Consider the following 24907-nt stretch of genomic DNA (forward strand, 5'->3'; position numbering starts at 1 on the left):
AGAAGATTGTTCAGAGGTGATCGCCTGTGACAATCGCTTTGGTACTACTTGCGGCTTATGTAATTGATCGGATCCTAGGTGATCCGCGTAGCTTGCCCCATCCCGTAATCGGTATGGGCAAAGTAATCACGGCTCTGGAGCGGGTGATCCGCCGGTTATGGTCCAGACCGCAAAGCCTGCAGAGAGCAGGAGTTTTACTTCCGCTGTGTGTGGCGGGCGGTGCTTGGGCACTGACAGCCATCCTATTATGGCTACTGTCGTTCATCTCACCTTGGCTCGTCTGGATAGCCGAGGCTTGGTTGATTTCGACGACGATTGCCTCTAAGGGACTGAAGGATGCAGGGATGGCGGTGTACGTGGAACTCCATAAAGGCGATATTCCTGCTGCGCGCAAGGCACTGGGCATGATCGTGGGGCGTGATACGACTTCGCTAGATTCCCCGGAAATTGTGCGCGGCACGGTAGAGACTGTAGCAGAGAATATCGTCGATGCGATTATTTCTCCATTGTTCTATGCGCTAATCGGTGGCGCGCCGCTTGCTATGGCTTATCGAGCAGTAAACACGCTCGATTCCATGGTGGGATATAAGAATGATAAATACCGAGATCTCGGCTGGGCATCCGCTCGGCTCGATGATGTCGCCAACTTCATTCCGGCGCGGATAACGGCATTGCTCTTGGCATTGTGTGCATGGCTGCTTCGTCTGGATTGGCGCAATTGTCTGCAGATGGTGAAGCGGGATGCGCGACTTCATCCAAGCCCGAATAGCGGCTATCCAGAATCTGCTGTTGCAGGCGCACTTGGTATTCGTCTCGGAGGAGAAAACGTCTATCATGGTGTCGCTTCTTTCCGGGCCTATATGGGGGATCCGGTACGACCGATGGAGCCGGACGATATTATTCAGACTTCGCGGATGATGATGCTCTCCTCTTCAATTTTTGTAGGCTTATGCGCGGTTGTGGCATGGATATGGATCGGGGGCTAATGCTAGACATGGCGTTTCCTTCTATAGAGCTAGAATTAGTACTTGTTCGCCACGGGCAAACTCAGTGGAATGCTGAGCATCGTTACTTAGGACATACGGATCTCCCATTGCTATCTAGTGCAGTAGAGCAGCTATCTCAGATTAAGCAGCAGTCTGAAGTATCGAATGATTTTTGGTGTGTATTTTGCAGCGATTTACTTAGATGTCGAGAGACTCTAGCTTACATTTCACCTTCTTTAGAGAAGGTGGCTGTCTACGATCAGCGCCTGCGTGAAATGAATTTTGGTGCTTTTGAAGGCTGTACTTATGAGGAATTGAAGGATAACTCACTGTATAGAAGCTGGATTGATAATCCTTCCACAGTTACTCCACCGGATGGTGAAACATGGGCGCAGTTTGACGAACGGTTGCGTAGCTTCCTGTCAGATCTGGGGCGAGCGGCTGAGGATACATTTGTGCAGGCTGCAATTAGTGAAAAAAAGGCTGAGGCAATAACAAACAGGGTGTTGGTAGTCACACATGGTGGGGTTATCCGGAATTTCCTTGCACAGTTAATTCCTGGTGTCACATTCTACAGCGCAGTTGCACCTTCTCCGGGAACAGCAATGGTACTCAGGCTATTTTGGCAGAACGGGCAATGGTCGGCAGATATTTCGGGACATTGATGAGAAAATCAAATGAAAAAAGGGTTCCACATATTAGCCATACCTAATATGTGGAACCCTTTATGTTTAAACTATCGTTCGCCCTCAGCAGAATAACGTAGTTAATTAGATGTTAGGTAACCATTCCTTATAGTTATCTGCACGTGATTGCAATTCATTATACAACATGCTGGCATGGTAACCGTCGCAAACAGCATGGTGGAATTGCCCCGATATTGGTAATCGTATTTTTTTGTCTTGTTGAAAATATTTTCCTAAAGTAAAGATGGGAAGTAGGTAGGTTCCCTCGTTATACACGTTCAGGTTAAAGCTCGTGAAGCTGACCCACGGAATACTAGAAATAGGGAAGGTGTTCGGTGGTTCGTTTGCTTTAGCGATAAATTGTTTCACACTTCCGTACATTTTCATATCATCCAGATAACGGTTATAGAAATCATTAAAATTTTCACCGTACGAAGTCCAGATGCTTGAGAAAGTCTTATCATCATCATGGAAAATGGTAAAACTAGGTGACATGCTATCCCAATAACCTAATCTACCTTCAGAATCAAAGCATGTGCGGAATTCACTGTGACGGTTTACCACCGTAGTTATCATGTGGATTAGCGCTGGGTACAGCTTAATTCCCTTATGCTTAAGCTCTGACAGTAGAAGGGTAATGTCAATATTTACGGTCATGCTATAGGAGCATCTAACATTGTTTAAATAATGTTCAAAATAGGGTTTTCTACTCCAGTTATCAATGACAATCGGGTTAAAAATCATATATTATGACCTCCTAAAATTATTTCATTTTTCATTTTAGGAGGTCTGCTGGACTGATTTCACCATATCCTTATCACAATCCTTTGAGAAAGTATTTTGTAACGATGAGTATACCATCATTATAGCCGTAATTAAAAATATATTTAATGAAAAATAATATAGTAGACTGAGGTCATTCTTATTTAACCGAGTCCTATTAATAGCATGAAAATAATCAAATTTATGAGTCTGTCCTCTCATAGAACCACAGCCGGATTAAAATCCCATGGCTGTGGTTCTTTTTTTAAGCGAGTGATTGTGCCATGATAGTCATGGGGGCGATTGAGAGATGTTTAAGGATTTCAAGCTCATAGCCGGACGGCCGGTGTATATACAAATTAAAGACTATATGAAGCACTTAATCATAAAAGGCGGTCTGCAAGGGAATCAAAAGCTGCCCTCCACAAGAGAGCTCAGCACACTGCTTAAGGTTAGCCGTAACTCAGTAATCTCTGCGTATGCAGAGCTTGAGGATGATGGATTTGCGTATGCCGTGCAGGGTCAGGGAAGTTATGTGGCACCTACACCTCCCGGCAGTGAAACAATCTCTTCCTGGACGATGGACTGGAAGACGCGTATCAATGATCATGCGCGGCTGGCGGAGGATCTGGATATCATGAAGCGCGGCATACGAGCGGAGAAGGGTACGATCTCCTTCACGAGCATCGCGCCTGATGAGAGTCTTTTTGATCTAGATAATGTGAAACGCTCCTTTATGGATCGTATGTCGGTGGAAGGCAACGTCTTACTAAATTATGGATATGCCAAAGGGTATAAGCCTTTAATAGACTATTTGAAGCAGTACATGGAGCACAAAGGCGTTGAAATGAAAGGCAAGGATATATTGATCACCAATGGCTTTACAGAGGGATTCGATATTGTGTTGTCTGCACTTAGCAAAAAGAATGGTTCGGTCATCTGTGAGAATCCAACGCATCATACGGCGATCAAAAATCTGAAGCTGAACGGCTTTGAGATCACCGGGATTCCTATGGAGCGTGATGGAATTGATCTGGTTGAGCTGGAGAAGGCATTGCAGGAGCAAGCTTTTGACTGTGCCTACTTTGTCCCTTCTTATCATAATCCGACCGGCATTGTAATGTCTCCAGAGAAAAGACAGAGGCTAATGAAGCTGATGAATCGGTACCAAATACCAGTGATCGAGGATGGTTTTAACGAGGAGTTACGCTATTCGGGCTCACATGTGGCTCCACTTATCGCAGCTGCAGGTAGCGGCAACAGCGTGATCTATCTAGGTAGCTTCTCAAAAGTACTATTTCCGGGACTACGCGTAGGTTGGGTGCTGGCAGATCAGGAGCTGATCTATTCTCTCGAAAGCGTCAAGCGCGCACGTACCATTCATACCTCTACGCTGGATCAATCCATTTTGTATCAATACTTATTAGGTGGCCATTTAGAGAAGTATTTGAAAAAAGCTAGAGCGGAATATAAACGAAAATATGAATTAACCCTGCAATGCTGTAAGGAGTTTATTCCTTATACGGCGTTATCAGGGGATGGCGGATTGCATCTTTTTGTAACCTTCGCGGAGGGCTTTAATACAAGGACGCTGCTGGCGGCCTGTCATGAGCAAGGGGTTATTTTTACAGCAGGAGATATATTCTTCACAGACGGTAAAGGTCAAAATACGATACGAATCGGTTTCTCCAGAGTGACGGATGAGGATATCCGCAAGGGGATCGAAATTATTGGCAGATCAGCACGACAACTAATGGGATAAAGGGGTGCTTGAGATGAAGATGAAGGTAGGCGTAATTATGGGCGGGGTGTCCTCAGAGTATGAGGTATCCATGAATAGCGGTAGAGAGATTTTGAAGAATCTAGATCCCAATAAATATGAGGTTACTCCAATAGTGATCACCAAGCGTGAAGAACTTATTGAGCAGGCAAAAGGAATCGATATCGCGCTGCTTGCGCTCCACGGAGCTTACGGAGAGGACGGTACGGTTCAGGGGACGCTGGAGACGATGGGGATTCCTTATACGGGTAGTGGCGTTTTGTCTAGCAGTATTTGTATGGATAAAGATCTTTCCAAAAAGCTTATGCGCTGCTCAGGCGTCAACACGGCGGATTGGCTGTGCTGGGATAGTATGAAGGATTATTCTCAAGAAGCAGTGGAGCAGATCGGATATCCTGTTATGGTGAAGCCATGTTCAGGCGGTTCGAGTATCGGTATGGAAAAGGTGAGCAGCAGCGAGGAGCTGTTGAGCGCAGTACAGAAGGCTTTTGCTTGTGATCAGTCGATTCTGATCGAAAGCTACATTCGAGGCCAGGAAATCACTTGTTCTATTCTAAATGGTGAGATGCTGCCCGTTTTGGGGATTACCTCGGCACATGCGGAGTGGTTCGATTATAGTGCAAAATACGAAGATGGCGGGGCAGACGAACGCGTCATTAAACTACCAGCTGAGGTGTATGAGCGAGTACGTGATGCAGCCTTAACTTGCTACAAAGCACTAAAATGCAGTGTGTACGCAAGGGTGGATATGCTCATTAAGGATGGTATTCCGTATGTGCTGGAGGTGAACACGTTACCGGGCATGACGAAGGCGAGTCTTTTACCAAAAAGCGCGCAAGCGGCAGGTTACACCTTCAGCGGACTGCTGGACGAGATCATTTCCCTTTCCCTAACAGAAAAGAGTCCGAAAGAAGAGGTGCTCAGTCATGCATAATGAATGGATTACTCCGCGTGTACGGGAGATTGCTCCCTCGGGGATTCGGGCTTTTTTTGACCTAAGTACAGGGAATCAGGATATTATATCGCTTGGCGTAGGCGAGCCTGATTTCGTTACACCGGAGCATGTAAGAGCTGCCTGTATTCGTGCTTTGAATAATGGGGAAACGATGTATACACCAAATTCCGGTTTGTTGGAGCTTAGAGAAGAAATCGCCTCTTATCTGCACACAAGCTTCAATCTCCGCTATGAGCCAACTAACGAGATTATGGTTACAGTGGGAAGCAGTGAAGCCGTGGATTTGGCTCTGCGGGCCTTTATTACACCCGGGGATGAGATTATCGTCCCTTCTCCGAGCTATATTGCGTATTCGCCGATTACTCATTTGAACGGTGGGGTTACGGTTGAGGTTGAATCTTCAGCCGAGCAGGGTTTTAAGCTTACTGCTGAAGCGTTGCGGCAGGTGATTACCCCGCGTTCCAAGATTCTTATGGTTAATTTTCCGACTAATCCTACAGGAGCAGTAATGACTTACGAGGATTGGCTACCCATTGCACAGATTGTAAAAGAGAATAACTTACTTGTCATTTCAGATGAAATCTATGCCGAGCTAACCTATGATAGTCACCATGTCAGCATTGCCTCACTTCCTGGGATGTTGGAACGAACGATTGTCATTAGTGGCTTCTCCAAAGCTTTTGCGATGACTGGCTGGAGAGTAGGTTATGCTTGTGGTGATCAGGAATTAATTGCTGCGATGCTCAAAATACATCAGTACACTGCGATGTGTGCTCCGATACTAGGTCAAATCGCTGCCATTGAATCGCTGCGGAACGGTATGGAACATAAGGAACATATGAAACGATGCTTCGATGAGCGAAGAAAGCTGCTGGTTAGTGGATTTCGATCCATGGGTTTGCCTTGCCACGAGCCGGAGGGCGCATTTTATGCCTTTCCTTCCATCGCTAATACCGGATTGAAATCAGAGGATTTCGCTTTGCAGCTGCTCAAGGAGGTTGGTGTTGCTGCGGTTCCTGGGCATGTGTTTGGAGCTGGTGGAGAGGGTTATATCCGCTGCTCTTATGCAGCATCTCTACAAAAATTGGCAGAAGCGCTGGAGAGAATCGAAGGTTTTATGAAAGTGAAGTTGTAATTCTAGTGGTCCCCATCTATCATAGATGGGGCTTTTCAGTGTAGATAAGATAGAATAGGTTATACGGATATACTTAATTGGAGGTTAAAATATGATTTCAACGATTCAAGAAGTAATTAAACGAATCACACCAGCTGATGAACAATCTTTCCTCAAGGCAGAGCACCGCCTGAACATTCTAACCAAACCACCGGGCAGCCTGGGTCAATTGGAGACTTTGGCCGTTAAGCTCGCTGGAATTTCGGGTACGGAGCAGCCTAGTTTCACCAAACGAACGGTAGTTGTAATGGCTGCAGATCACGGTGTATGCTGCGAGGGAGTTAGCGCATTTCCACAGGAAGTCACAATGCAGATGGCTTATAATTTTCTCAGCGGAGGAGCAGCTGTGAATGTACTGGCTCGCCAAGCTGGGGCTGAGGTAAAGTTCGTAGATATCGGTGTTAACGGCGATCTTAGTCATGACGATCTGATTGATCGTAAAGTGCGCCGGGGAACGGATAATATGGCTGTGGGACCTGCGATGAGCCGTGAGGAAGCGATGAGTGCTGTACTTGTAGGGATAAGAGTCGCACAAGAAGCGATTGAGAACGGGACGGAGATTTTTATTACAGGTGAAATGGGCATAGGAAATACAACGGCTAGTGCTGCAATTTTGTGTGCTCTGAAAGGAATAGCACCTGAAGTAGCTGCTGGAAGAGGAACGGGAATTGATGATGAACGATTATTACATAAAATTGCAGTTGTGGAACGCGCTTTAAAGGTGAATCAGCCGAATCCTGCAGATCCGCTGGATGTATTGTCCAAAGTTGGGGGACTGGAAATCGCCGGTTTGACCGGTCTGATTCTTGGCGCAGCCGCTGCCAGGATACCTATCATTTTGGATGGTTTTATTTCGGGTGCAGCAGCTCTTGTGGCGAAAGCACTTGCACCAGAATCCATTGCCTATATGATAGGTTCCCATGTATCAGGCGAACAGGGACATAAGCTGATGCTAGAGAAGCTTGGACTTGAACCGTTGTTTAACCTTGGTCTTCGTTTGGGTGAAGGAACCGGGGGCGTATTGTCTCTTCATTTAATTGAGGCGATATGCCGTATTTTGAGCGAAATGGCCACCTTTGAAAGTGCAGGCATCTCTGGAGCTGGGAAACAATGAGTATTCTTGTAACAGGAGGCGCGCGTAGCGGGAAAAGTGGTTTTGCAGAAAAACTGATGTCGTCACTGACAGATCAAGCCTTCTATGTAGCAACCGGACAAGCGTTTGATGATGAAATGAAGGAACGGATTGCACTGCATCAGCATCAGCGTTTGGCAAGCGGATATGCTTGGGAGACATTAGAGGAGCCTTATGATTTGCCAGATCTTCTTAAGCGTTTATCTGGTGAAAAGGCGGTTCTCGTAGATTGTCTAACGTTGTGGTTATCGAATGTACTGCTAGCCATGGAAGGATTTGCGGATAGGCAAGAGTTGATTGAGAGCGAGATTACAAGACTTGAAGACAGTGTGAGTTCATTTCAAGGGAATCTCATTCTAGTTACTAATGAGGTTGGAGACGGTATTGTTCCGGAGTATGCGCTTGGCCGATTGTACCGTGATCTGGCCGGACGTATGAACGCGCTGCTTGCTCGGCAATGCGAGCAGGTTTTTCTAGTGACTGCTGGCATACCAATTGAACTTAAGAGCAGGGAGTATCGTCTATGAGGGAACGCAGGGATGCTGCCGCAGCTGCCTTTCAGTTTTTGTCTCGGTTTCCAGTAAAGAGTGATCCCGGATTTTCTCCTGAGCTACTGCGTCGAAGTGTGCTGTTCTATCCCGTGGTGGGTGCAGCTATCGGACTGTGCGTAGCTGCTGGAGCAGCTTTGACGGGCCTAATTTTACCTGCTTGGCCAGCAGCTGTCATTACCCTCATTCTATGGGTGGGACTCACCGGAGGTCTGCATCTTGATGGCTGGATGGACAGCGCGGATGGTCTGCTTAGCTACCGACCGAGGGAACGGATCCTGGAGATTATGAAGGACAGCCGAGTGGGTGCGATGGGTGTGCTCGCCTGCGTGCTGCTCTTGCTGTTAAAGGCTTCTTTAGTGGCAGCATTAATCGAAGGCTACGCCTATTACGAGCTGCCACTGCTCTTGCTGCCAGCGATCTGGAGCCGCTGGTATATGGTGCGGGCAATGGTGCATTATCCCATTGCCCGAGGAGACGAGGGGCTGGCCGCGAGCTTCGCCGGCCTCGCTCCCTCGCATGAGCGGCGCGCGCTGGCGATAGCCGCGCTGCTCTCGCTAGCCGTAGCCGCCGCGCCTCTGGCGCTCGGCGCTGGCTTAGCCGCGTGGCCGCTGCATCTGGCGGCAGCGTTACTGCTGCCGGCTGCGGCCTTGGCCAGCGGCACCGTGGCTGCGCGGCGGATTAGCAGCCGGCTCGGCGGGCTCACCGGCGATGTGTATGGCGCGCTGAATGAGCTGCTAGAGGCTGTGCTCCTACTAGTATTAGTGCTGCTCCAGCACAATTTCATGTGAGTGGCTCCTGCGGGTGACGCATAGCAGCCAGCTTGCATCAATCTGGTTTTATACTCTATTGATGCTTGTGGGTTCAGCTGTTTGGCAGCCCAGATGCTTGCTAACCTAGATGAGGTTGAATCATATTTCTGCGAATCATTTAAATATTTTAGAGTTCAATTGGGAAGAGGGATGACATGGTTGCTGCCATTCTACTATTTGTAATCGCCGGCCTTGCTGAGATTGGAGGCGGATACTTAGTATGGTTATGGCTAAGAGAATCACGACCTCTCTGGTACGGTTTGGTAGGTTCTTTGATTCTGATTAGCTATGGCATTATTCCTACGTTGCAGAAGTTTCCGTCCTTCGGAAGAGTGTATGCAGCCTATGGCGGGGTTTTTATCGTGCTCGCTGTGTTATGGGGCTGGCTTGTTGACAAGAAAACACCCGATGTATATGACTGGGTCGGTGCTGTTATTTGTGTAATCGGCGTATCGGTCATTCTTTGGGCACCAAGACACTAACAAAACAACCCGTTCAACACTTTCGTATGAACGGGTTGTTTTTATTTAAGCCTAAGCTTTAGATCTTAAATTGTTGCACAGCTTCCTGAAGCTTCTTAGCCTGCTCATATAGATGCTGCACGGTTACTGCATGTCCTTCAAGCTCTATACGCTGGCGTTCTGAGTTCTCGGATAGTGTGTCCGCACTTTCTTGGGATCTTGAAGTGATTTGTGCGGTTTCCTCGACGGAAGCACTGACTTCTTCCGTACTTGCTGAGATTTGCTGCGTAGCCGAAGATACGGATTGAATATTCTGATTGATGCTCTGGATTAGAATCAGAAGGTGATTGAAGGCATCGCCCGCTTCTGCCACCTTGCCTACCCCGGAGGCTACCTCAGAATTCACATGGTTCATCTCAGTAACGGAGCGATTCATATCTTCCTGAAGTCCGAGTAGGAAATCACGAATCTGCTCATTCGCATTACGGGATTGTTCGGAAAGCTTGCGTACTTCTCCGGCAACAACGGCAAAGCCGCGTCCATGTTCTCCTGCACGTGCTGCTTCGATCGAAGCATTGAGCGACAGCATTTGAATTTGCTTCGTAATTTCAGTAATACTATGAACGACTTCTCCGATCATTACTGAACGTTCGTTCATAACTTGTAATTGCTCCAGCGACTGCAGGGAGGCACGTTCAACCTGGCGCATTTGCAGAACGGCGCTTTGGGCAATCTCATTACCGCCAATCGCTTCAGCGGAAGCTTCACTGATCTGCTCAGTGACTTCGGTGGCTGCTGAAGCAATATGCTGAATGCCGAAATTGATTTCTTCCATAGCTTTTGAATTATCTAGAGCGCTGCTCGCAATGGTCGTACTACCTTTGCCAATTTCTACAACAGATGTACTAGAGTGGTCTGCCATTTCATTTAGGACCTCAACACGTTCTCTTAAAGAATTGGAATCGGTGACCACAGTATTTGAGGTGACGAGTACATGTCCAATCATTTCTTTTAGGCGTAGGGTCATTGCTTGGAAACTTCTTGACAGTTGAGCTACCTCATCACTGCCTTTAATCGTTAATTCCTCTGTGAAATCTCCCTCTGCGAGACGGGCACTGTAAGCTGCAAGCTTTGAGATAGGACGAGTAATCCGCATGCTCATAAACCAGGCACCAGTTGAGCCTATGATCAGCGTCAGCAGAGTGATCCCGGCACTGGTCCATAGAATGCTGTTTGTTTTTTCTTGAATAAAGCTTACATCACTGCTGATTCCGATAACCATCGTACTTCCGGGAATTCCGATATAAGCTGACTTATGTATACCATGGGCGTCCCTGTATGTATCGCTCAGTCCGCTCTTTCCTTTAAGAGCTTGCTGCATTGCAGAGGATACCTTGACAATTTCCTCCGGCTTTAATTTTGCATCATGATCTACGGCCAGAACCTCTGCTTCCTTGCCTTTTAGATTGAGCAGAAAAATAGTCTCAACCCCATGCTGCTTTCTCTTATCCTGAAAATAGAATTCAAGATTGGTGGCTGCTTGTTCGTTCTTCTTTAGTGCTTGCTGAGCATGCATTGTATTTATATTCTTATATACGTCCTGAGCAGCTGCAGTTAGAATTTGATTGATTTGTGGCATGACATAGCTGTTAAAAATACTGGTGGATATAAAGTAGAAGCTGGTACTTAACAAAAGAGACGTGAGTAATAGAACTACAAATAATAATCGCGTAAATCTGCGACTAATCGACTGCTTGAAACGAAACAAATTGTTCTCCCCCTTTTTATGGACAGCGAAGCCCTATTTGGTTTTTGGAATAAATCCAATATCCCTACCGACTGTTAGTGACTGGCAACCTGCAATATATTCCATAGTTATGTAATATATCAACTAAATGGATCGGGAATGAAGTGTTTGATACTATTCTATAGAATTAACCTCTGGATGAATAGTGAAAGTTTTAGTTTATAGAGCATATTTTTCTGAAAAAGATGAATTATTACTGACATTTTTATTTCTTGTTAAAAAATGGGTATAAATGACCCATTTCATAAATTGTTTATTTTTATGGATTGTTTGACGACAGTGTGATAGAGTATTAATGTTTTGTTCCAAAACTTAATGTAAGCCGCGGTTCGTAACCATCCCGCGTAAACAAAACTAGGAGGAGTTTAAGTAATATGTTTAATTTGATGTGGGGAGTTTTATTTGTTATTGTCAATTTTGCTTTTTTTCTACTCTGTTACCGCCTATTTGGCAAAAGTGGAATGTATGCCTGGGTAGGTATCGCTACTGTAATTGCTAACATTCAGGTAGCTAAGACGATTGCTATGCCATTTGATATTGTGATGACACTCGGAAATACGATGTATGTCACTTTATATATGACCAGCGATTTGCTTAATGAGAAGTATGGAAGAGCAGAAGCACGTAAAGCGGTTTGGTTTGGCTTCTTCACTCTGCTTATGACGACAGTCATTATGCAGATGGTACTAGTATTTAAGCCGCAAGAGACCGATATCGCTCAGTCTTCTTTGGAGACGATCTTTGGGCTGATGCCTCGACTAGCGTTAGGTAGTCTTACTGCTTACTTCATTAGTCAGTTCCTAGATGTTCGGTTGTACTCCTGGATTCGCAAATATTACAGCACTTCAAGTCAGTTGTGGATTCGTTCCAACGGCAGTACGATGATCAGCTCCTTTGTGGATACACTAATCTTCTGTACCATTGCATTTGCTGGTTTGTATAACTGGAGTGTGTGGCTTGAAATTTTGCTTACAACGTATCTGGCGAAATTCTTACTAACCGCAGTAGGCACACCTATCTTATATATCGCCCGAACTTTTACTTTTGCTGAAGATGGAACACCATCATCCGCTCAAAAGAAGGAATAAACAACAATACAGCCAGCGCGTACCGATCATAATCGATGCGCGCTGTTTGATTTTTCCAGTCGTAAGAGGGCTTAATCGTTCCATATAAATATGTACATAAAATAAATATAAAGCTAAAATAAGCTATCGTAGCAATGCTAATAGTATTCCCATGCAATTCGACGAATAGGTGTGATGAAGGATGAATCTAGTAGTTCCTATACTGCGTCATGCAGCACAGCAGCCCGACAGCATTGCCTTAACCCATGACCATGTCAGTTATACCTATGCAACATTAGTACAAGCGATGCGGAGAATTGCGAATGGTCTACAGCAAAAGGGTCTGAGACATGACAAAATAGCTATTCTATCTAGGAATCGCATTGAATTTGTCGAGGTTTTCTTGGGGGCTATTTATGCTGGCTGTGTTCCCATTCCTTTAGATCCAAAGTGGAGTGCCAATGAACTGCAGGTTATTATAGAACAGTGCCAGCCGGCAATGATTTTTGCCGAGCCGGAAGCTGCAAAGAATGTGGTCTTCAAGGACCAAGCGATCCCAACACTGACTTTCTCAAAAGATCGAACAGGCTCCTATGACCAGTGGCTGGATGCGTTAAATCCAGAAGCTGAATTGGATGAGACGAACGAGTTATTATTTATCGGCTTTACTTCAGGCACAACTGGGCTACCCAAAGGATATATGCGTACCCATTTATCGTGGTTAAAGAGCTTTGAGGTATCGAATGCTGCCTTTGAATTGGACCACATGAAAGATGTTTTGGCACCAGGTCCGTTTGTGCATTCGCTGTCCTTATTCGCTGTAATGCAGAGTCTGTATGGAGGAGCAAACTTTCATATTACGCAAAAATTTAGCGCCACACAGGTGTTAGAGCTGTGCAAGCAGATTCCGGGTGTGGTGTTGTTTGTTGTACCGACAATGCTTGAATCCATGATGCAGCAGGCTGTTCCCGGGCAGACGCAGATTGATGCGATTATTAGCTCAGGTGCAAAGTGGTCTTGGCTGTCCAAAAAAAGGGGCATAGAAGTGTTCGCTGGAGCGCGCCTCTATGAATCCTACGGTTCCTCAGAAGCGAGTTATATTAGTTATTTGGATGTTCTGAGAGAGCATAATCCGAACTCTGTCGGCAAGCCCTATCCCGGGGTGCAGATTTCCATTCGTGATGAACAGTTCCGGGAAGTCCCTACGGGGGAGATTGGGCAGTTATATGTACGTAGTGATATGATATTTCTAGGCTACCATCAATTGCCGAACGAGACCGCAGCAGCTTTTCGAGATGGATGGATTCTGTTGGAGGATTATGTTTATCAGGATGAAACAGGTTATTTATATCTGGCAGGTCGCTTGAAAAATAGAATCATCACCGGTGGGCTGAACGTTTATCCAGAGGAAATAGAGCGAGTACTGGAACATCTTCCGGAAATACAAGAAGTAATGGTGCTTGGCGTCCCTGACGATTATTGGGGAGAACAGCTGGCTGTCCTTGTGAAATGGAATGATGATAAGCATTTATCTATAGACGAAATAAAGAATTATTGTCGCCAGTATTTAGCAAGTTACAAAGCGCCGAAGCAGCTGCTGACAGTTGATGAGTTTATCTATACAAGCAGTGGCAAAATTGCCCGGCAAGCGATGAAAGACTATGTGAAAAGAGCGATGGTATGATAGAAGCAGTAATTGTTATGGCAAAACGTACACCGATTGGCAGGATGGGCGGCTTATTAAGTACATTTGAGCCGGAAGCATTACTGGCGCCGCTTATTCAGCATATTGTGGCAGAGACGAACCTGCCCGTAGATATGATCGATGATGTGATTATTGGAAATGTGGTCGGTCCGGGTGGAAATATTGCCCGGGTAGCTGCGCTTGAAGCGGGACTGCCTGTTTCGGTTCCGGGCGTTACTGTGGATCGGCAGTGCGGTTCTGGGCTAGAGGCCATTAATATAGCAGCACGGCTTATTCAAAGCGGCGCAGGTGAGATTTATTTAGCGGGCGGCGTTGAGAGCACGAGTCGTGCCCCTTGGAAAATGGCTAAGCCCCAAACCTTGATGGGGGTTCCACAGCTATATACCCGTGCTCATTTTACACCTAGCGCTTACGGTGATCCGGATATGGGGATTGCTGCGGAAAATGTAGCGCGGAAATATGGGATTTCGCGAGAAGAGCAGGATCAATATGCCTTGAAAAGTCATCAGAAGGCCGTTCATGCACAACAAAGTGGTAGGTTTCAGCAGGAGATTGTACCTCTTCTGGTTGAGGGGGAGTGGGTGAATACCGACGAATGTCCAAGGGCTAATACGAGCCTGGATAAGCTGCGAAAGCTGCCTTCAATCTTTGAAGAAAAGGGTACCGTCACCGCTGGAAATGCCTGTCCTATTAATGATGGTGCGGCGCTTCTATTAATGATGTCCCGTGAGAAATGTCGGCAACTTAAGCTTAAACCTATCCTGCGTGTCGTAGATGCGCAAGCAGCAGGTGTAGATCCGAATTATTTAGGTATGGGCCCAGTTCCAGCTGTACAAAAGGTGTTACATCGTCAACAGTTGACCATAGCCGATTTAGATATCGTAGAGTTTAATGAAGCCTTTGCTTCGCAAGTTCTAGCCTCACTGAATGAGCTTCAGATCCCACAGGAAAAGGTCAACCGTGGAGGAGGCGCATTAGCTATAGGTCATCCATATGGGGCTTCAGGAGCTATTTTAATGACGCGTTTATGTGCTGAAATGCAGCATACGCCTTATAAAAGGGGACTTGCCACTTTGGGAATTGGCGGCGGGTTGGGGCTGGCTACGCTTGTGGAGGTTACGGAATGAACAGTGTCCGACATCAGATTCTTATGACTGCTGAGTGGATATCAGATTACGCACAGAGTATTGAGGCACCCGTGCAGACGATGAATGGCAATCTGATTGCTCCTTCTACGATGCCTATCATTTTTTGGCAGGCCTTCGATATTCCTTGGCTTAGCATGGGAGAGCCTTTGCTTCATGGTACTCAGAAATTCTCATATCAAGCTCCGATTACGGCAGGGATGACGTTAGATTGTGAATTAGCATTAACGAGCAAGGTGCAAAAAGATGGCCGGCAGGGCAAGCTGACCTTTTACACACATACGCTGGTTTGTAAATGTGAGGACGAGCTTATAGTCACCGCAGAAACAGTGTTAATTCGGGTAGGTGATGATCATGATGAGAAAATGTATAACGGCTGAGGCCATCCGGCAATATGCAGCAGCTTCCCAAGATCTGGCCGCTATTCATCTAGCTGAGGCTGCTGCAGCTGAGGCTGGATTTAGGCGGCCTATCGCGCATGGAATGTATCTAATGGGATTAGCCCAATCCTTGTACATTGCGGAGCATCAGGCACAGTGGATCACTCAATATGATATGAAATTTCATAAGCCTATAGAGGTCGATAATGTCGTGATTTTTGATTTTGCGGAGGATGACTGCATGGTTAAAGTGACCCTTACAACAGAAGCTGGGGATGTTATTGCTTCGGGAGCTTTTTCAGTGAAAGAGGTGTAGTGATGAACAAAGTAGCCTTAATTACTGGAGCAACCAGAGGGATCGGGCGCAGTATTGCCGTGCAGCTCGGCAAGTCCGGTTATATAGTGGTTGTAAATGGCACAAAACAAGTCTTAATCGATGAGGTTGTCCACGAGATTCGTCAGACGGGTGGTGAGGCGTCAGGATACTCTGCTAATGTAGCAGATCCAATTGCGGTCACTGCAATGGTGGATGAGGTTATTACACGATATGGCCGTATTGAGGTATTGATAGCTAACGCTGGGAATTTGCAGGATCAGAAATGTCTACGGATGACGGATGAAGAGTGGAAGGCTGTGCTGGATGTGCATTTAAATGGGGCCTACTACAGCATTCAACGCGTACTACCCTATATGCGCCAGACAGGTGGCGATATCCTGTTGATGACCTCTACCGCAGGACTAGAAGGTTCTGTCGGTCAGGTGAATTATAGTGCAGCCAAAGCTGGAATACTTGGAATGACGTGGACACTAGCAGCGGAGCTGAAACGTGATCAAATTAGAGTCAATGCGATTTCGCCAGCCGCTTTAACCGATATGACCAGACCTGTCATTGATCATTTGAAAGCGAAACATGCCAGTCGTAATGAACCGTTCCCGGAGTTCTGGAAAATAGGTGCTCCAGAGGATATTGCTACCTTCGTAAATGCATTATTGAGCGAGAGCGATGCGGATTTAACCGGTGAAATCTTTGCCGTGAATGGATCAAAAGTGACGAAATGGGTGAAGCCTGCGCCTGCATTTTCTGAGAATAGCATTGAGGCATTTTTCGCTACTTGGCACCGTCAAAAGGGGAGTGAATAAATGCTTACCTTCGATCAAGTTCATTTTTATTATAAAAAGGGTCAGCCTGTCCTAGAGGATATCAGCTTTACGATAAATGCAGGTGAGTTTGTGGCGATTGTTGGCGCGAATGGCTCTGGCAAATCCACCATTGCAAAGCTCATGGACGGATTGCTGCTGCCTCGAAAAGGGTCGATACAGTTTAAGGGCCTAGACACCGCAAATCCAGCTGAACTTTCGGAAATTCATCAGCAAATCGGCTTTGTTTTTCAGAATCCAGAGGATCAATTTATCACCACAACCGTTATGGATGAGGTGCTTTTTGGTTTAGAGAACATTCGTGTGCCAAGGGAGGAAATGCACAGCCGATTAGAGCATGCCTTGCAGGCTGTACATATGGAGGATTATCTGGATGCTATGCCCCATCAGCTCTCTGGAGGTCAGAAGCAACGTGTCGCTATTGCGGCTATAGTGGCGATGCGCCCGCAAGTCATTATTTTTGACGAAGCCACCTCTATGCTTGATCCTCAGGGAAGGCAACAGGTGCTTGCCATTATGCAAGAGCTGCATCGTCAAGGTTTGACCATTATTCAGATCACTCACCATATGGAGGAAGTACTTTCAGCAGAACGATTATTACTCCTGCATCAAGGGCGACTTGAGTTTGATGGTGATCCACTGGCTTTTTTTGAGACGATGCCTGTTGCGGACTATCAATTACAACTACCCTTTGCCGTGCGCATACATGCATTGCTCCATTCAGTAGCGCCGCCAACGGCCGATTGGAAGGGGATAATTCGATCACAATGGTCTACCAATTAGATAATTTAAGTGTAAACTATGCTGATCATATGGCTTTACACAATATAAACTGTACTATTACTGCGGGCAAATGGATTTCGATTATCGGTCCCACGGGCGCAGGAAAGTCTACCTTTGTCAAAGTGCTGAAGGGCTTGATTCCCACCGTAAAAGGAGACTACTCCATTGATCAGCAACCTGCTCCCAGAGATGCCAAAGGACAATTAAAGGTCGTCCCGGAGCTGGGCTTTGTTTTTCAATATCCGGAGCACCAGCTATTCGAAATCACGGTGCAAAAGGAGCTTGCTTTTGCTCTGAATCTGCAGGGTGCTTCACGCCAGCAAATCACGGAGGCGATTGAAAGGATTTTGCCGCAAGTGGGTCTACCAGAAGAGATTCTCCCTTTAAATCCATTCCAACTAAGCGGTGGAGAAAAGCGCCGTGTAGCTCTTGCCTCCGTGCTGATGACGAATCCGAAGCTGCTAATTTTGGATGAACCGACAGCGGGACTAGATCCTGCTAGCCAAGTATCTTTGCTGAAGCTACTGAAGACGTGGCAGCAACAAAACCAGCGCACCATTCTCTTCGTTTCGCATCAGATGGAGGATGTTGCCGAGTACTCGGATGAGGTTATGGTTTTTCATAAAGGTCAGCTAACAGGACATTTTGACCCCAGAACATTATTTTTAGAAAAGGAACAATTATTGATGGAACTGGGCTTGTCCATACCTGAACCCGTACAGCTTTTGAAGCTAGTAGAGGAATTATCCGGCCAAAAAATAGAGGTTTCTAGCTGTAAAGAGCAGGATATCTTTGATGCTGTTCTGCCAATTTGGCATTCGAGGGGGCGTCAACATGACTGATTCCGTAATTGTGGGTCAATATGTGGAGACGCATTCGATTTTCCATCGTTTAGATCCTCGTACAAAACTTGTTAGTATCGTGATTCTCATGCTTAGCTTTCTGATACTTGGAACATGGTTTAGCTATGCAGTTGCAACTTTTTTTGTAATCGGAATTTTGCTGCTGTCTAAGGTTCCTATTCAATTCTTTTGGCGGGGGTTACGGCCGCTATTATTTATTTTGCTGTTTACCTTCTTGTACAATGCCCTGTTCTCCAAAGGAACGATCCTCTGGTCTTGGTCATTTATTGAGGTAACTGAAGAGGGACTGCGAACAGGATTACGTTTCGTTTGGCGTATAATATTGCTCATCTTATTAGCGTCAGTATTAACGTTAACGACTAAACCGCTAGACTTAGCGTATGGTCTTGAAAAGCTGCTTGCTCCTCTATCCAAATTGGGGGTACCCGTAGAACAGTTCTCTTTAATGATAGTGATTGCGATCCGGTTTATTCCTACCATTATGGAGGAGCTTGATCGTATTCTTCTCGCACAAAAGGCTAGAGGTTATGATCTTACAGCATTATCACTGCCTAAACGGATATTTGCTTATATCCCGATCATTATTCCTTTGCTCTTCACGACGATTCAACGTGCTGAACAGCTGAGCTATGCGATTGATGCGCGTGCTTATGGAAATGGTAAAGGGAGAACTTCTTATAGGGTTTTGCAATTTCAGCAAATGGATTATCTGGCAGGAGGAATTGTTCTTTTATTTGCTGTGATTCTGCTGTGCTTAAAGATAGGAAAGGTGTAGATGAAGATGAAATGGAACACCCGTATTACGGAGTTATTGCACATAGAGTATCCTATTATTCAAGGTGGACTTGCTTATTTAGGTTATGCAGACCTCGCAGCTGCCGTTTCGAATGCCGGTGGATTGGGTCAGGTTACAGCGATGAGTCTTCCGAGCGCAGAGGTTTTACGTTCAGAAATAGAACGGGTACGTACTTTGACGGACAAGTCATTTGGCGTTAATTTTGCCATCGGTGTGCATGGCATCGGTTATGAAGATCGGGTGCAGGTCGCTATCGACGAGCAGGTTCCCGTAGTGAGCCTCACCGGTGGGAATCCAGCCCCTATTCTTGAAATGTTACAGCAGACTGATATCAAAACGCTCGTGCTCGTCTCCTCACGCAGACAAGCCCAAAAAGCTGAACAATTAGGCGCTTCCGCGGTTATTGTTGTTGGGCAGGAGGGAGGAGGCCACTTGGGACGTGATGATGTAGGGACTATGGTGCTCGTTCCTCAAGTAGTGGATGCTGTTGATATTCCTGTGATTGCTTCAGGCGGGATCGGAGATGGCCGCGGATGGATGGCGGCCCATGCACTGGGGGCTGAGGGAATTGAAATGGGCACACGATTCGTTGCTACGGTTGAATGTGTTCATGCGGCTGCTTCTTATAAAAAAGCCTTAGTAGAAAGCTCAGAGTCAGATACAGTCGTAATCAAACGCTCTATCGGAGCGCCCGCGCGAGTGTTGCGTAGTGAGTACATAGATAAGATTCTTGAAATTGAGCGTGTGACTCCAACCTATGAAGCCTTAAAAGAATATATTAGTGGTGCAGCCAACATGCGCTGGATTTATGATGATGTCAAAGAAGAGGGCATCGGCTGGGCAGGCCAAGTGACAGGGATGATCCATGATATTCCTACAGTCTCGGAGCTAATGGGCAGGATGGTCAAAGAGGCAGAGTCGATTCGCGGGATGTGGGGAATGCAGGCGTGAGGATGCCAGCAGGGCATTTGTATCCAAAAGCTGAATTAATGAACTGGGGAAGCCAAGAGTGGGTAAGCTTTTTACTGACTGCATTACGCTAACCTGAAACGTTAGTGGAATATCGATTGCTTCGGCAGCCGTTTTTATTTGCTCAACTAACGGGCAGGTTTTGGGATTAGCAATCCATAAGAAACAACCCAAGTTGAATTCTGCTAAAATGTAGTTAATGTATAATGTAGATATCCCTCATGAACAAAGGAGAACTGAAAATGAGAAAACTCGTTCTATTTCTTCACGCATCGCTTGACGGTTTTGTAGAAGGGCCGAATGGTGAAATGGACATTAGCTGGGTTTCCTACGATGCTGATTTGGAGAAACATGCGAAAGAAATTCTGAGTACTGCCGACACTGTCATTTGGGGACGTGGGACTTATCAGATGATGCACAGTTACTGGCCATCTGTGCCTTCGAACCCGTCAGCTTCGCAGCATGAACGGAATCATGCCGAGTGGATCGAAAAGGCAGCCAAAATCGTTTTTTCCACGACGCTGGAGAAAGTCGAATGGAATAATTCCAGACTCGTGAAAGAAGATGTCGAGGAAGAGATCAATAACCTCAAACAGCAGCCAGGCAAGGATATGGTCATCCTCGGCAGTCCTAGGTTCGCACACCACCTTATGCAGCTTGATTTAATTGATGAGTATAAAATTACGGTTTCTCCTGTCCTGATCGGTAAGGGATTGCCGTTATTCCAAGGTCTCAAGGAGAAGGTCAATCTTAAGCTAATCGAAAACAAGACCTTTGATTCTGGAGCCATAGGACTCGTTTACAAGACGGTAAGATAACCTTGTCACTTAAGGTGATTACGCTAACAGGAAATGATAGGTTCTGTATCTGATTGATATCTCACTTATAAAACAAGAGTTTGAAAGGGATTAAGGATTTGAAAAGGTCTGGACAAGTCGAGTATGGTACGGGAAAAAGAGAAAGCCCATCACAGTAAGTTGAAAATGATTCTTTTCTAACTTATTAGGGATGGGCTATCTTTGATTCTAATATTTTTCGGATACTCTTGTTATCAATATTGAGCACACATGAACTACGTCTATATTTTCTTTTCTACAAATGAAGAATAGTCAGTTCCTTAGGGAAGCTTGTTAAGGTCTCTGCACCTTCTGCAGTAATAATCAGATCATCTTCGATACGCACACCCGCTAGTCCAGGCACATAAATCCCTGGCTCAACAGTGAACACATTGCCGATCTCGATAATGTCATCGTTCTGTCCATGGAGTGACGGATATTCATGAACATCCATACCCAGTCCGTGTCCGACACGGTGCAAGAAATATTCTCCGAATCCGGCTTCCTCAATCACATCACGCGCAGCTTTGTCGACAGAACCGAAGGGAGCTCCAGGATTGGAAGCAGCGATTCCAGCTTCGTTGGCAGCCAGCACGGTGTTATAGATCGTGATTAGCTTGTCGTCCACGGATTCAATAGCAAAGGTACGTGTAATATCAGAAGCATAACCATCAGCATACACCCCAATATCAAACATGAGGAAGTCGCCTGGCTGAATGACCCGGTTGCCTGGAACACCGTGAGGCAGGGCAGTTTTCGGACCAGAAAGAACCATAGTGTCGAAGGAAGGGCCGGAAGCGCCAACCTTTTTCATTAGATATTCCAGTTCCGCTACTAAATCGTTTTCTGTAACGCCTGTTTTTACATGGGTAAGCACGCGGCGCAAAGCTTCCTCAACTAGCTCAGCGGCATGTTTCATGCGCTTAACTTCATCTGGGGTCTTTTTGGAGCGCATGCTGCGCAGCAATGGACCAATATCACTAAATCGTTCCGCTGGAACGGCTGCTGTTAAATGTTCAAAACGAGCTACTGAGAAATGTTCCTTCTCTATACCAAGAGTACCTAGTTTGCTGCTGCCGAAACAATCTTTAAGCAGGTTATAGGGATTATCGGTGTCATTATGAGTTAGGATTTTGGTGACCGAAGAAGCTGCTTGAGCCGCTTCTGCATCCAGTGCGGGTAGAATGAGTATTGGCTCTTCTCCGCGTATCAACAACAGACCAAGAAAACGTTCATGCGGATCGCTTGCGAATCCGGTTAAGTAGTAGACATGTTTGGGATCTGTTACGAGCAGGGCATCAAGGCCTTCGCCCGCCATTTGCTGCTCTAGGCTTGTCAGAGCATTATTCATAGTTGGTGTTCCCCTTTCAACTTCACGATTAGAACTGCAATATTCCTATTATAGATCAAAAATAGACTAGACGCACGAGACGAACTACATCTATCGTTGGCTAATCATAACATGCCTATTCGCAAGCTTTCCGTAAACAATGATGCATATTTGATCACCTATACTTTTAAAACCTGACAAGAAGCTTTTCTTGAGCCTACTAGTTGGTGTAACATAATCTTAAATATACTTCTCGTAAGGTTAGGCGGTAGCTTATTGGGGTACGGTTGTTGAGAGAGGAGTGATTCTTGGGATGAGAGGTAAAATTGCACTTGTAACTGGAGCAAATTCCGGTATGGGGCTAGCGACGACAGTTGAACTGGCTCGAAAGGGAGCCAAAGTAATTATGGTATGCCGTAATCGCCAGCGTGGAGAGGAAGCACTGGCTGCCGCCAAGCAAAAGAGCCACTCCGAGGATATCGAGCTGATGTTGTGTGATCTGGCCTCGCTGGAGAGCATTCGCAGTTTTGCGGAGGAATTCATCCGGATATATCCGGTTCTAGATATACTCATCAATAACGCTGGGGTAGTCACGATTAAGCGTCAGCTTACGAAGGACGGCTTTGAGATGGATCTTGGCGTGAACCATTTGGGTCATTTTTTGCTAACGAATCTGTTACTGGAGCCTTTAAAAGCAGCAGAGCAAGGGCGTATCGTTGTGGTTGCTTCCGGTGCTTACAAAATAGGTGCACTTCACTATGAAGATCCAACCCTCGCACGCCGTTTCAATCCCGCAAAAGCCTATGCTCGATCCAAGTTAGCCAATATACTGTTCACGAAAGAGTTGGCAGCACGCCTTCAAGGGACAAGAGTAACGGTGAATTGCGTGCATCCAGGAGCAGTGGGCACAAATATAGGTGTTAACCGGGAGACAGGCTTTGGCAAGTCGATCCTTAAGCTGCTTTCATACTTCTTTTTAACTCCTGAAGAAGGAGCTGATACAGCGATCTATTTGGCTACAGAACCGGATTTGCAAGAGGTAACCGGTCAATATTATTATCGACGAAAGAATCAGGAGCTGACTCCCAGAGCGCAGAATAAACAAGAGGCGCAGCGGCTATGGCAATGGAGCCAGGAGCAGGTCGGCCTAAGTAATTAACACATTTGGAGGAATCAAGGGATGAAATGGGAGAATAGCAGGATTGAAGATGCAACACCTGCAGACTTAGTAGCTATTGTGGAGATTTATAACTCAACGATTGCTGGACGGATGGTAACTGCGGATCTGGATCCTATTACTATTGCAGACAGAGAAAAATGGTTCAATGAGCATAACAGCCATCATCGTCCTTTATGGGTACTCAGGCAGGGAGATGAGATTGCGGCATGGTTCAGCTTTCAATCCTTCTATGGTCGTCCAGCGTATAATGCAACAGCAGAAATTAGTGTATACGTGAGTGAAAAGTTCCGTGGTGGTGGAGCCGGTAGAATTCTTTTGAAAGAGGCCATAAAAAAAGCACCTAGTCTCGGCATTAAGAATCTAGTTGGTTTTGTGTTCGGACATAATGATCCAAGCCTTGGTTTGCTAGAAAAATTCGGTTTTAAACAGTGGGGATTACTACCCGGTGTAGCTGAATTGGATGGTATAGAACGTGATTTAGTGATTGTTGGACTTAAAATCTAACAGTCGCAATTAAAACGCTTACATTTCGGGTGTTGAGCTTACGCTATTTGTGTCACAATCAATCCATATTTTTGACCAACGCTGCAAATCTCGGATAACTGTCTCTAGGGCAAGTCCTTTATCCGTTAAGGAATATTGGATTCGCACAGGTGTCTCAGGGAATACTTCTCGAAGGACAATCCCTTCCAGTTCCAGCTCTTTAAGTCGTTCGGAGAGCAATCTTCCGCTGATAGGCAAGGCTGCTTCAATCACATTGAAACGTTGCGGTCCTTGGAGGAGCTGGTAGATAATTAAACCTGTCCAACGCCTGCCGATAATATCCATACTTTTTTGTAGCTGGGGACATAAATCAGTGGACTTCATATGGCTCACCTCTTAGTGAACATTATAAACGAAGAGACCAATAATTTAAACAAATTCCAATTTAATTCATTACTAGAAGGGATGATTGACAGTGGCTAAAAAAAAGAAAATGCCTACCACTCCGCGTCCTGCTGCGACCGATGGACCAGCTACGCTAAAAGACCTGCTAAGCAGTGATGTTCTTGGAAAGCTGAAGGCGCAATCTGATGCGTTGAAAGCAGAAGAGAATGACCGCAAGGAAGCTGCTAAAAAAGCGGTTGAAGATCAGCGAAAAGCTGAGCAAAAGCGGCTTGAGAATGATTTTGCACATCTGCTTGAAAACAGTAATCAGGATTGGCATAAATATAAATAACTGATATAGCAAGCGAAAAAAGATTAGGAGATAAAGAGATGCCCATTGAAGTGCTCCCTGTCAAGTGGACAGTCTAAAAAACAAAAATAGTTAGTTTAGATACCTCAGCTCGTATTACCAGAGCTGAGGTATCTTCGTTATGCAGCACGTCGGTATTCGTTAGGTGCCAAGCCATCCAAACATTCTACGTAGCGGTAATTATTGTAGTAGTAAATATATTGGCTAACCTCTGTGAGGATATCTTCATAGGTGTCATACTTTGTAAGATAATAGCTTTCTGACTTGTAGGTACCCCAAAATCGCTCAATAGGTTGGTTGTCCAGGCATCGGCTCACACGAGACATGCTTTTCTTAAATCCGTATTTCACATGAA

At 45.8% G+C, this 24907-nt stretch carries 28 protein-coding genes and 1 riboswitch; of the genes, 23 read left to right on the top strand and 5 right to left on the bottom strand.

Annotated elements, in window-relative coordinates; translation table 11 throughout:
- Positions 1–26: 26 nt before the first annotated feature.
- A complete protein-coding gene (gene cbiB / locus L1028_RS04245) occupies positions 27–986 on the top strand; it encodes an adenosylcobinamide-phosphate synthase CbiB (protein ID WP_234531640.1) in 960 nt (319 codons plus the stop codon).
- A complete protein-coding gene (locus L1028_RS04250) occupies positions 965–1651 on the top strand; it encodes a histidine phosphatase family protein (RefSeq protein ID WP_234531642.1) in 687 nt (228 codons plus the stop codon). The genes cbiB and L1028_RS04250 overlap by 22 nt, the downstream gene beginning before the upstream one ends.
- 105 nt (positions 1652–1756) lie before the next feature.
- On the opposite strand, the gene catA is transcribed toward L1028_RS04250, so the two are convergent.
- Entirely contained in the window at positions 1757–2416 is a 660-nt protein-coding gene (catA, locus tag L1028_RS04255) for a type A chloramphenicol O-acetyltransferase (protein ID WP_234531643.1), read from the bottom strand.
- 328 nt (positions 2417–2744) lie between these two features.
- Between catA and pdxR the strand changes: the two genes are divergently transcribed.
- The 7 genes from pdxR (at position 2745) to L1028_RS04290 (ending at position 9317) form a co-directional block, all read left to right on the top strand.
- Positions 2745–4196: a MocR-like pyridoxine biosynthesis transcription factor PdxR gene (pdxR, locus tag L1028_RS04260; protein WP_234531644.1), complete on the top strand. Its 1452-nt coding sequence runs from the start codon at positions 2745–2747 to the stop codon at positions 4194–4196.
- A 19-nt stretch (positions 4197–4215) separates the two neighbouring features.
- Positions 4216–5148, top strand: coding sequence for a D-alanine--D-alanine ligase (locus tag L1028_RS04265; RefSeq protein ID WP_234531753.1), 933 nt, complete (start codon positions 4216–4218; stop codon positions 5146–5148).
- Positions 5141–6304, top strand: a complete 1164-nt coding sequence (locus L1028_RS04270; RefSeq protein WP_234531648.1) for an aminotransferase class I/II-fold pyridoxal phosphate-dependent enzyme — start codon at positions 5141–5143, stop codon at positions 6302–6304. Before L1028_RS04265 ends, L1028_RS04270 begins: the two co-directional genes overlap by 8 nt.
- A 91-nt stretch (positions 6305–6395) precedes the next feature.
- Positions 6396–7457, top strand: a complete 1062-nt coding sequence (cobT, locus tag L1028_RS04275) for a nicotinate-nucleotide--dimethylbenzimidazole phosphoribosyltransferase (RefSeq protein ID WP_234531649.1) — start codon at positions 6396–6398, stop codon at positions 7455–7457.
- The gene (gene cobU / locus L1028_RS04280) at positions 7454–8002 is read left to right on the top strand and encodes a bifunctional adenosylcobinamide kinase/adenosylcobinamide-phosphate guanylyltransferase (RefSeq protein ID WP_234531650.1); all 549 of its coding nucleotides are present in this window, start codon (positions 7454–7456) and stop codon (positions 8000–8002) included. Before cobT ends, cobU begins: the two co-directional genes overlap by 4 nt.
- On the top strand, positions 7999–8814 hold the full coding sequence (gene cobS, locus L1028_RS04285) for an adenosylcobinamide-GDP ribazoletransferase (protein WP_234531651.1): 816 nt from the start codon (positions 7999–8001) through the stop codon (positions 8812–8814). Before cobU ends, cobS begins: the two co-directional genes overlap by 4 nt.
- Before the next feature lie 176 nt (positions 8815–8990).
- On the top strand, positions 8991–9317 hold the full coding sequence (locus L1028_RS04290; RefSeq protein ID WP_042185628.1) for a YnfA family protein: 327 nt from the start codon (positions 8991–8993) through the stop codon (positions 9315–9317).
- Between the two features lie 58 nt (positions 9318–9375).
- On the opposite strand, the gene L1028_RS04295 is transcribed toward L1028_RS04290, so the two are convergent.
- Positions 9376–11064, bottom strand: coding sequence for a methyl-accepting chemotaxis protein (locus L1028_RS04295; protein ID WP_234531652.1), 1689 nt, complete (start codon positions 11062–11064; stop codon positions 9376–9378).
- 357 nt (positions 11065–11421) lie between these two features.
- A riboswitch (PreQ1 riboswitch) is annotated at positions 11422–11467 on the top strand.
- A gap of 10 nt (positions 11468–11477) precedes the next feature.
- Between L1028_RS04295 and L1028_RS04300 the strand changes: the two genes are divergently transcribed.
- The 11 genes from L1028_RS04300 (at position 11478) to L1028_RS04350 (ending at position 20787) form a co-directional block, all read left to right on the top strand.
- Positions 11478–12191, top strand: coding sequence for a queuosine precursor transporter (locus tag L1028_RS04300; protein ID WP_234531660.1), 714 nt, complete (start codon positions 11478–11480; stop codon positions 12189–12191).
- 181 nt (positions 12192–12372) lie between these two features.
- Complete coding sequence (locus tag L1028_RS04305) at positions 12373–13854, top strand: AMP-binding protein (protein ID WP_234531665.1); 1482 nt, start codon at positions 12373–12375, stop codon at positions 13852–13854.
- A complete protein-coding gene (locus L1028_RS04310) occupies positions 13851–15002 on the top strand; it encodes a thiolase family protein (RefSeq protein WP_234531666.1) in 1152 nt (383 codons plus the stop codon). The genes L1028_RS04305 and L1028_RS04310 overlap by 4 nt, the downstream gene beginning before the upstream one ends.
- A complete protein-coding gene (locus L1028_RS04315) occupies positions 14999–15400 on the top strand; it encodes an FAS1-like dehydratase domain-containing protein (protein WP_234531667.1) in 402 nt (133 codons plus the stop codon). Before L1028_RS04310 ends, L1028_RS04315 begins: the two co-directional genes overlap by 4 nt.
- Entirely contained in the window at positions 15375–15716 is a 342-nt protein-coding gene (locus tag L1028_RS04320) for a MaoC family dehydratase (RefSeq protein ID WP_234531668.1), read from the top strand. Before L1028_RS04315 ends, L1028_RS04320 begins: the two co-directional genes overlap by 26 nt.
- A 2-nt stretch (positions 15717–15718) precedes the next feature.
- Entirely contained in the window at positions 15719–16540 is an 822-nt protein-coding gene (locus tag L1028_RS04325; protein WP_234531670.1) for an SDR family oxidoreductase, read from the top strand.
- Positions 16541–17341, top strand: coding sequence for an energy-coupling factor transporter ATPase (locus L1028_RS04330; RefSeq protein ID WP_234531681.1), 801 nt, complete (start codon positions 16541–16543; stop codon positions 17339–17341).
- Entirely contained in the window at positions 17326–18183 is an 858-nt protein-coding gene (locus tag L1028_RS04335; RefSeq protein ID WP_234531683.1) for an ATP-binding cassette domain-containing protein, read from the top strand. Before L1028_RS04330 ends, L1028_RS04335 begins: the two co-directional genes overlap by 16 nt.
- Positions 18176–18979 (top strand): energy-coupling factor transporter transmembrane component T family protein, encoded by an 804-nt coding sequence (locus L1028_RS04340; RefSeq protein WP_234531685.1) that lies wholly within the window; start codon positions 18176–18178, stop codon positions 18977–18979. The genes L1028_RS04335 and L1028_RS04340 overlap by 8 nt, the downstream gene beginning before the upstream one ends.
- Before the next feature lie 6 nt (positions 18980–18985).
- On the top strand, positions 18986–19951 hold the full coding sequence (locus L1028_RS04345; RefSeq protein WP_234531694.1) for an NAD(P)H-dependent flavin oxidoreductase: 966 nt from the start codon (positions 18986–18988) through the stop codon (positions 19949–19951).
- A gap of 260 nt (positions 19952–20211) precedes the next feature.
- Positions 20212–20787 carry a dihydrofolate reductase family protein gene (locus tag L1028_RS04350; protein WP_234531696.1) on the top strand — a complete coding sequence of 192 codons (576 nt, stop codon included), beginning with the start codon at positions 20212–20214 and terminating at the stop codon, positions 20785–20787.
- A gap of 274 nt (positions 20788–21061) precedes the next feature.
- Here the strand turns inward: L1028_RS04350 and L1028_RS04355 are convergent, their stop codons facing one another.
- Positions 21062–22156, bottom strand: a complete 1095-nt coding sequence (locus L1028_RS04355) for a M24 family metallopeptidase (RefSeq protein WP_234531698.1) — start codon at positions 22154–22156, stop codon at positions 21062–21064.
- 292 nt (positions 22157–22448) lie between these two features.
- On the opposite strand from L1028_RS04355, the gene L1028_RS04360 reads away from it, so the two are divergent.
- Both L1028_RS04360 and L1028_RS04365 read left to right on the top strand, forming a co-directional pair.
- Positions 22449–23294 carry an SDR family oxidoreductase gene (locus L1028_RS04360; protein ID WP_234531700.1) on the top strand — a complete coding sequence of 282 codons (846 nt, stop codon included), beginning with the start codon at positions 22449–22451 and terminating at the stop codon, positions 23292–23294.
- A 21-nt stretch (positions 23295–23315) separates the two neighbouring features.
- A complete protein-coding gene (locus tag L1028_RS04365; protein ID WP_234531711.1) occupies positions 23316–23819 on the top strand; it encodes a GNAT family N-acetyltransferase in 504 nt (167 codons plus the stop codon).
- 18 nt (positions 23820–23837) lie between these two features.
- Here the strand turns inward: L1028_RS04365 and L1028_RS04370 are convergent, their stop codons facing one another.
- On the bottom strand, positions 23838–24182 hold the full coding sequence (locus tag L1028_RS04370; RefSeq protein ID WP_234531712.1) for a winged helix-turn-helix transcriptional regulator: 345 nt from the start codon (positions 24180–24182) through the stop codon (positions 23838–23840).
- A 91-nt stretch (positions 24183–24273) separates the two neighbouring features.
- On the opposite strand from L1028_RS04370, the gene L1028_RS04375 reads away from it, so the two are divergent.
- Complete coding sequence (locus L1028_RS04375) at positions 24274–24534, top strand: YqkE family protein (RefSeq protein ID WP_423803008.1); 261 nt, start codon at positions 24274–24276, stop codon at positions 24532–24534.
- Positions 24535–24671: 137 nt separating this feature from the next.
- On the opposite strand, the gene L1028_RS04380 is transcribed toward L1028_RS04375, so the two are convergent.
- The coding region (locus L1028_RS04380) for an IS3 family transposase (protein WP_234531715.1) at positions 24672–24907 on the bottom strand (236 nt) is incomplete at its 5' end.

The organism is Paenibacillus pseudetheri (genome assembly GCF_924513355.1).
GTDB classification, from domain to species: Bacteria; Bacillota; Bacilli; order Paenibacillales; family Paenibacillaceae; genus Paenibacillus_AQ; species Paenibacillus_AQ pseudetheri.

Coding starts and splice junctions, on each gene's coding strand:
- L1028_RS04265 (WP_234531753.1), top strand. CDS start 4,216: ATGAAGGTAGGCGTAATTATGGGCGGGGTGTCCTCAGAGTATGAGGTA.
- L1028_RS04330 (WP_234531681.1), top strand. CDS start 16,541: ATGCTTACCTTCGATCAAGTTCATTTTTATTATAAAAAGGGTCAGCCT.
- L1028_RS04360 (WP_234531700.1), top strand. CDS start 22,449: ATGAGAGGTAAAATTGCACTTGTAACTGGAGCAAATTCCGGTATGGGG.
- L1028_RS04315 (WP_234531667.1), top strand. CDS start 14,999: ATGAACAGTGTCCGACATCAGATTCTTATGACTGCTGAGTGGATATCA.
- L1028_RS04290 (WP_042185628.1), top strand. CDS start 8,991: ATGGTTGCTGCCATTCTACTATTTGTAATCGCCGGCCTTGCTGAGATT.
- L1028_RS04270 (WP_234531648.1), top strand. CDS start 5,141: ATGCATAATGAATGGATTACTCCGCGTGTACGGGAGATTGCTCCCTCG.
- cobU (WP_234531650.1), top strand. CDS start 7,454: ATGAGTATTCTTGTAACAGGAGGCGCGCGTAGCGGGAAAAGTGGTTTT.
- L1028_RS04350 (WP_234531696.1), top strand. CDS start 20,212: ATGAGAAAACTCGTTCTATTTCTTCACGCATCGCTTGACGGTTTTGTA.
- catA (WP_234531643.1), bottom strand. CDS start 2,416: ATGATTTTTAACCCGATTGTCATTGATAACTGGAGTAGAAAACCCTAT.
- cobT (WP_234531649.1), top strand. CDS start 6,396: ATGATTTCAACGATTCAAGAAGTAATTAAACGAATCACACCAGCTGAT.
- L1028_RS04340 (WP_234531685.1), top strand. CDS start 18,176: ATGACTGATTCCGTAATTGTGGGTCAATATGTGGAGACGCATTCGATT.
- L1028_RS04250 (WP_234531642.1), top strand. CDS start 965: ATGGATATGGATCGGGGGCTAATGCTAGACATGGCGTTTCCTTCTATA.
- L1028_RS04370 (WP_234531712.1), bottom strand. CDS start 24,182: ATGAAGTCCACTGATTTATGTCCCCAGCTACAAAAAAGTATGGATATT.
- L1028_RS04345 (WP_234531694.1), top strand. CDS start 18,986: ATGAAATGGAACACCCGTATTACGGAGTTATTGCACATAGAGTATCCT.
- L1028_RS04305 (WP_234531665.1), top strand. CDS start 12,373: ATGAATCTAGTAGTTCCTATACTGCGTCATGCAGCACAGCAGCCCGAC.
- L1028_RS04310 (WP_234531666.1), top strand. CDS start 13,851: ATGATAGAAGCAGTAATTGTTATGGCAAAACGTACACCGATTGGCAGG.
- L1028_RS04325 (WP_234531670.1), top strand. CDS start 15,719: ATGAACAAAGTAGCCTTAATTACTGGAGCAACCAGAGGGATCGGGCGC.
- L1028_RS04320 (WP_234531668.1), top strand. CDS start 15,375: ATGATGAGAAAATGTATAACGGCTGAGGCCATCCGGCAATATGCAGCA.
- L1028_RS04335 (WP_234531683.1), top strand. CDS start 17,326: ATGGTCTACCAATTAGATAATTTAAGTGTAAACTATGCTGATCATATG.
- L1028_RS04355 (WP_234531698.1), bottom strand. CDS start 22,156: ATGAATAATGCTCTGACAAGCCTAGAGCAGCAAATGGCGGGCGAAGGC.
- cobS (WP_234531651.1), top strand. CDS start 7,999: ATGAGGGAACGCAGGGATGCTGCCGCAGCTGCCTTTCAGTTTTTGTCT.
- L1028_RS04365 (WP_234531711.1), top strand. CDS start 23,316: ATGAAATGGGAGAATAGCAGGATTGAAGATGCAACACCTGCAGACTTA.
- L1028_RS04300 (WP_234531660.1), top strand. CDS start 11,478: ATGTTTAATTTGATGTGGGGAGTTTTATTTGTTATTGTCAATTTTGCT.
- pdxR (WP_234531644.1), top strand. CDS start 2,745: ATGTTTAAGGATTTCAAGCTCATAGCCGGACGGCCGGTGTATATACAA.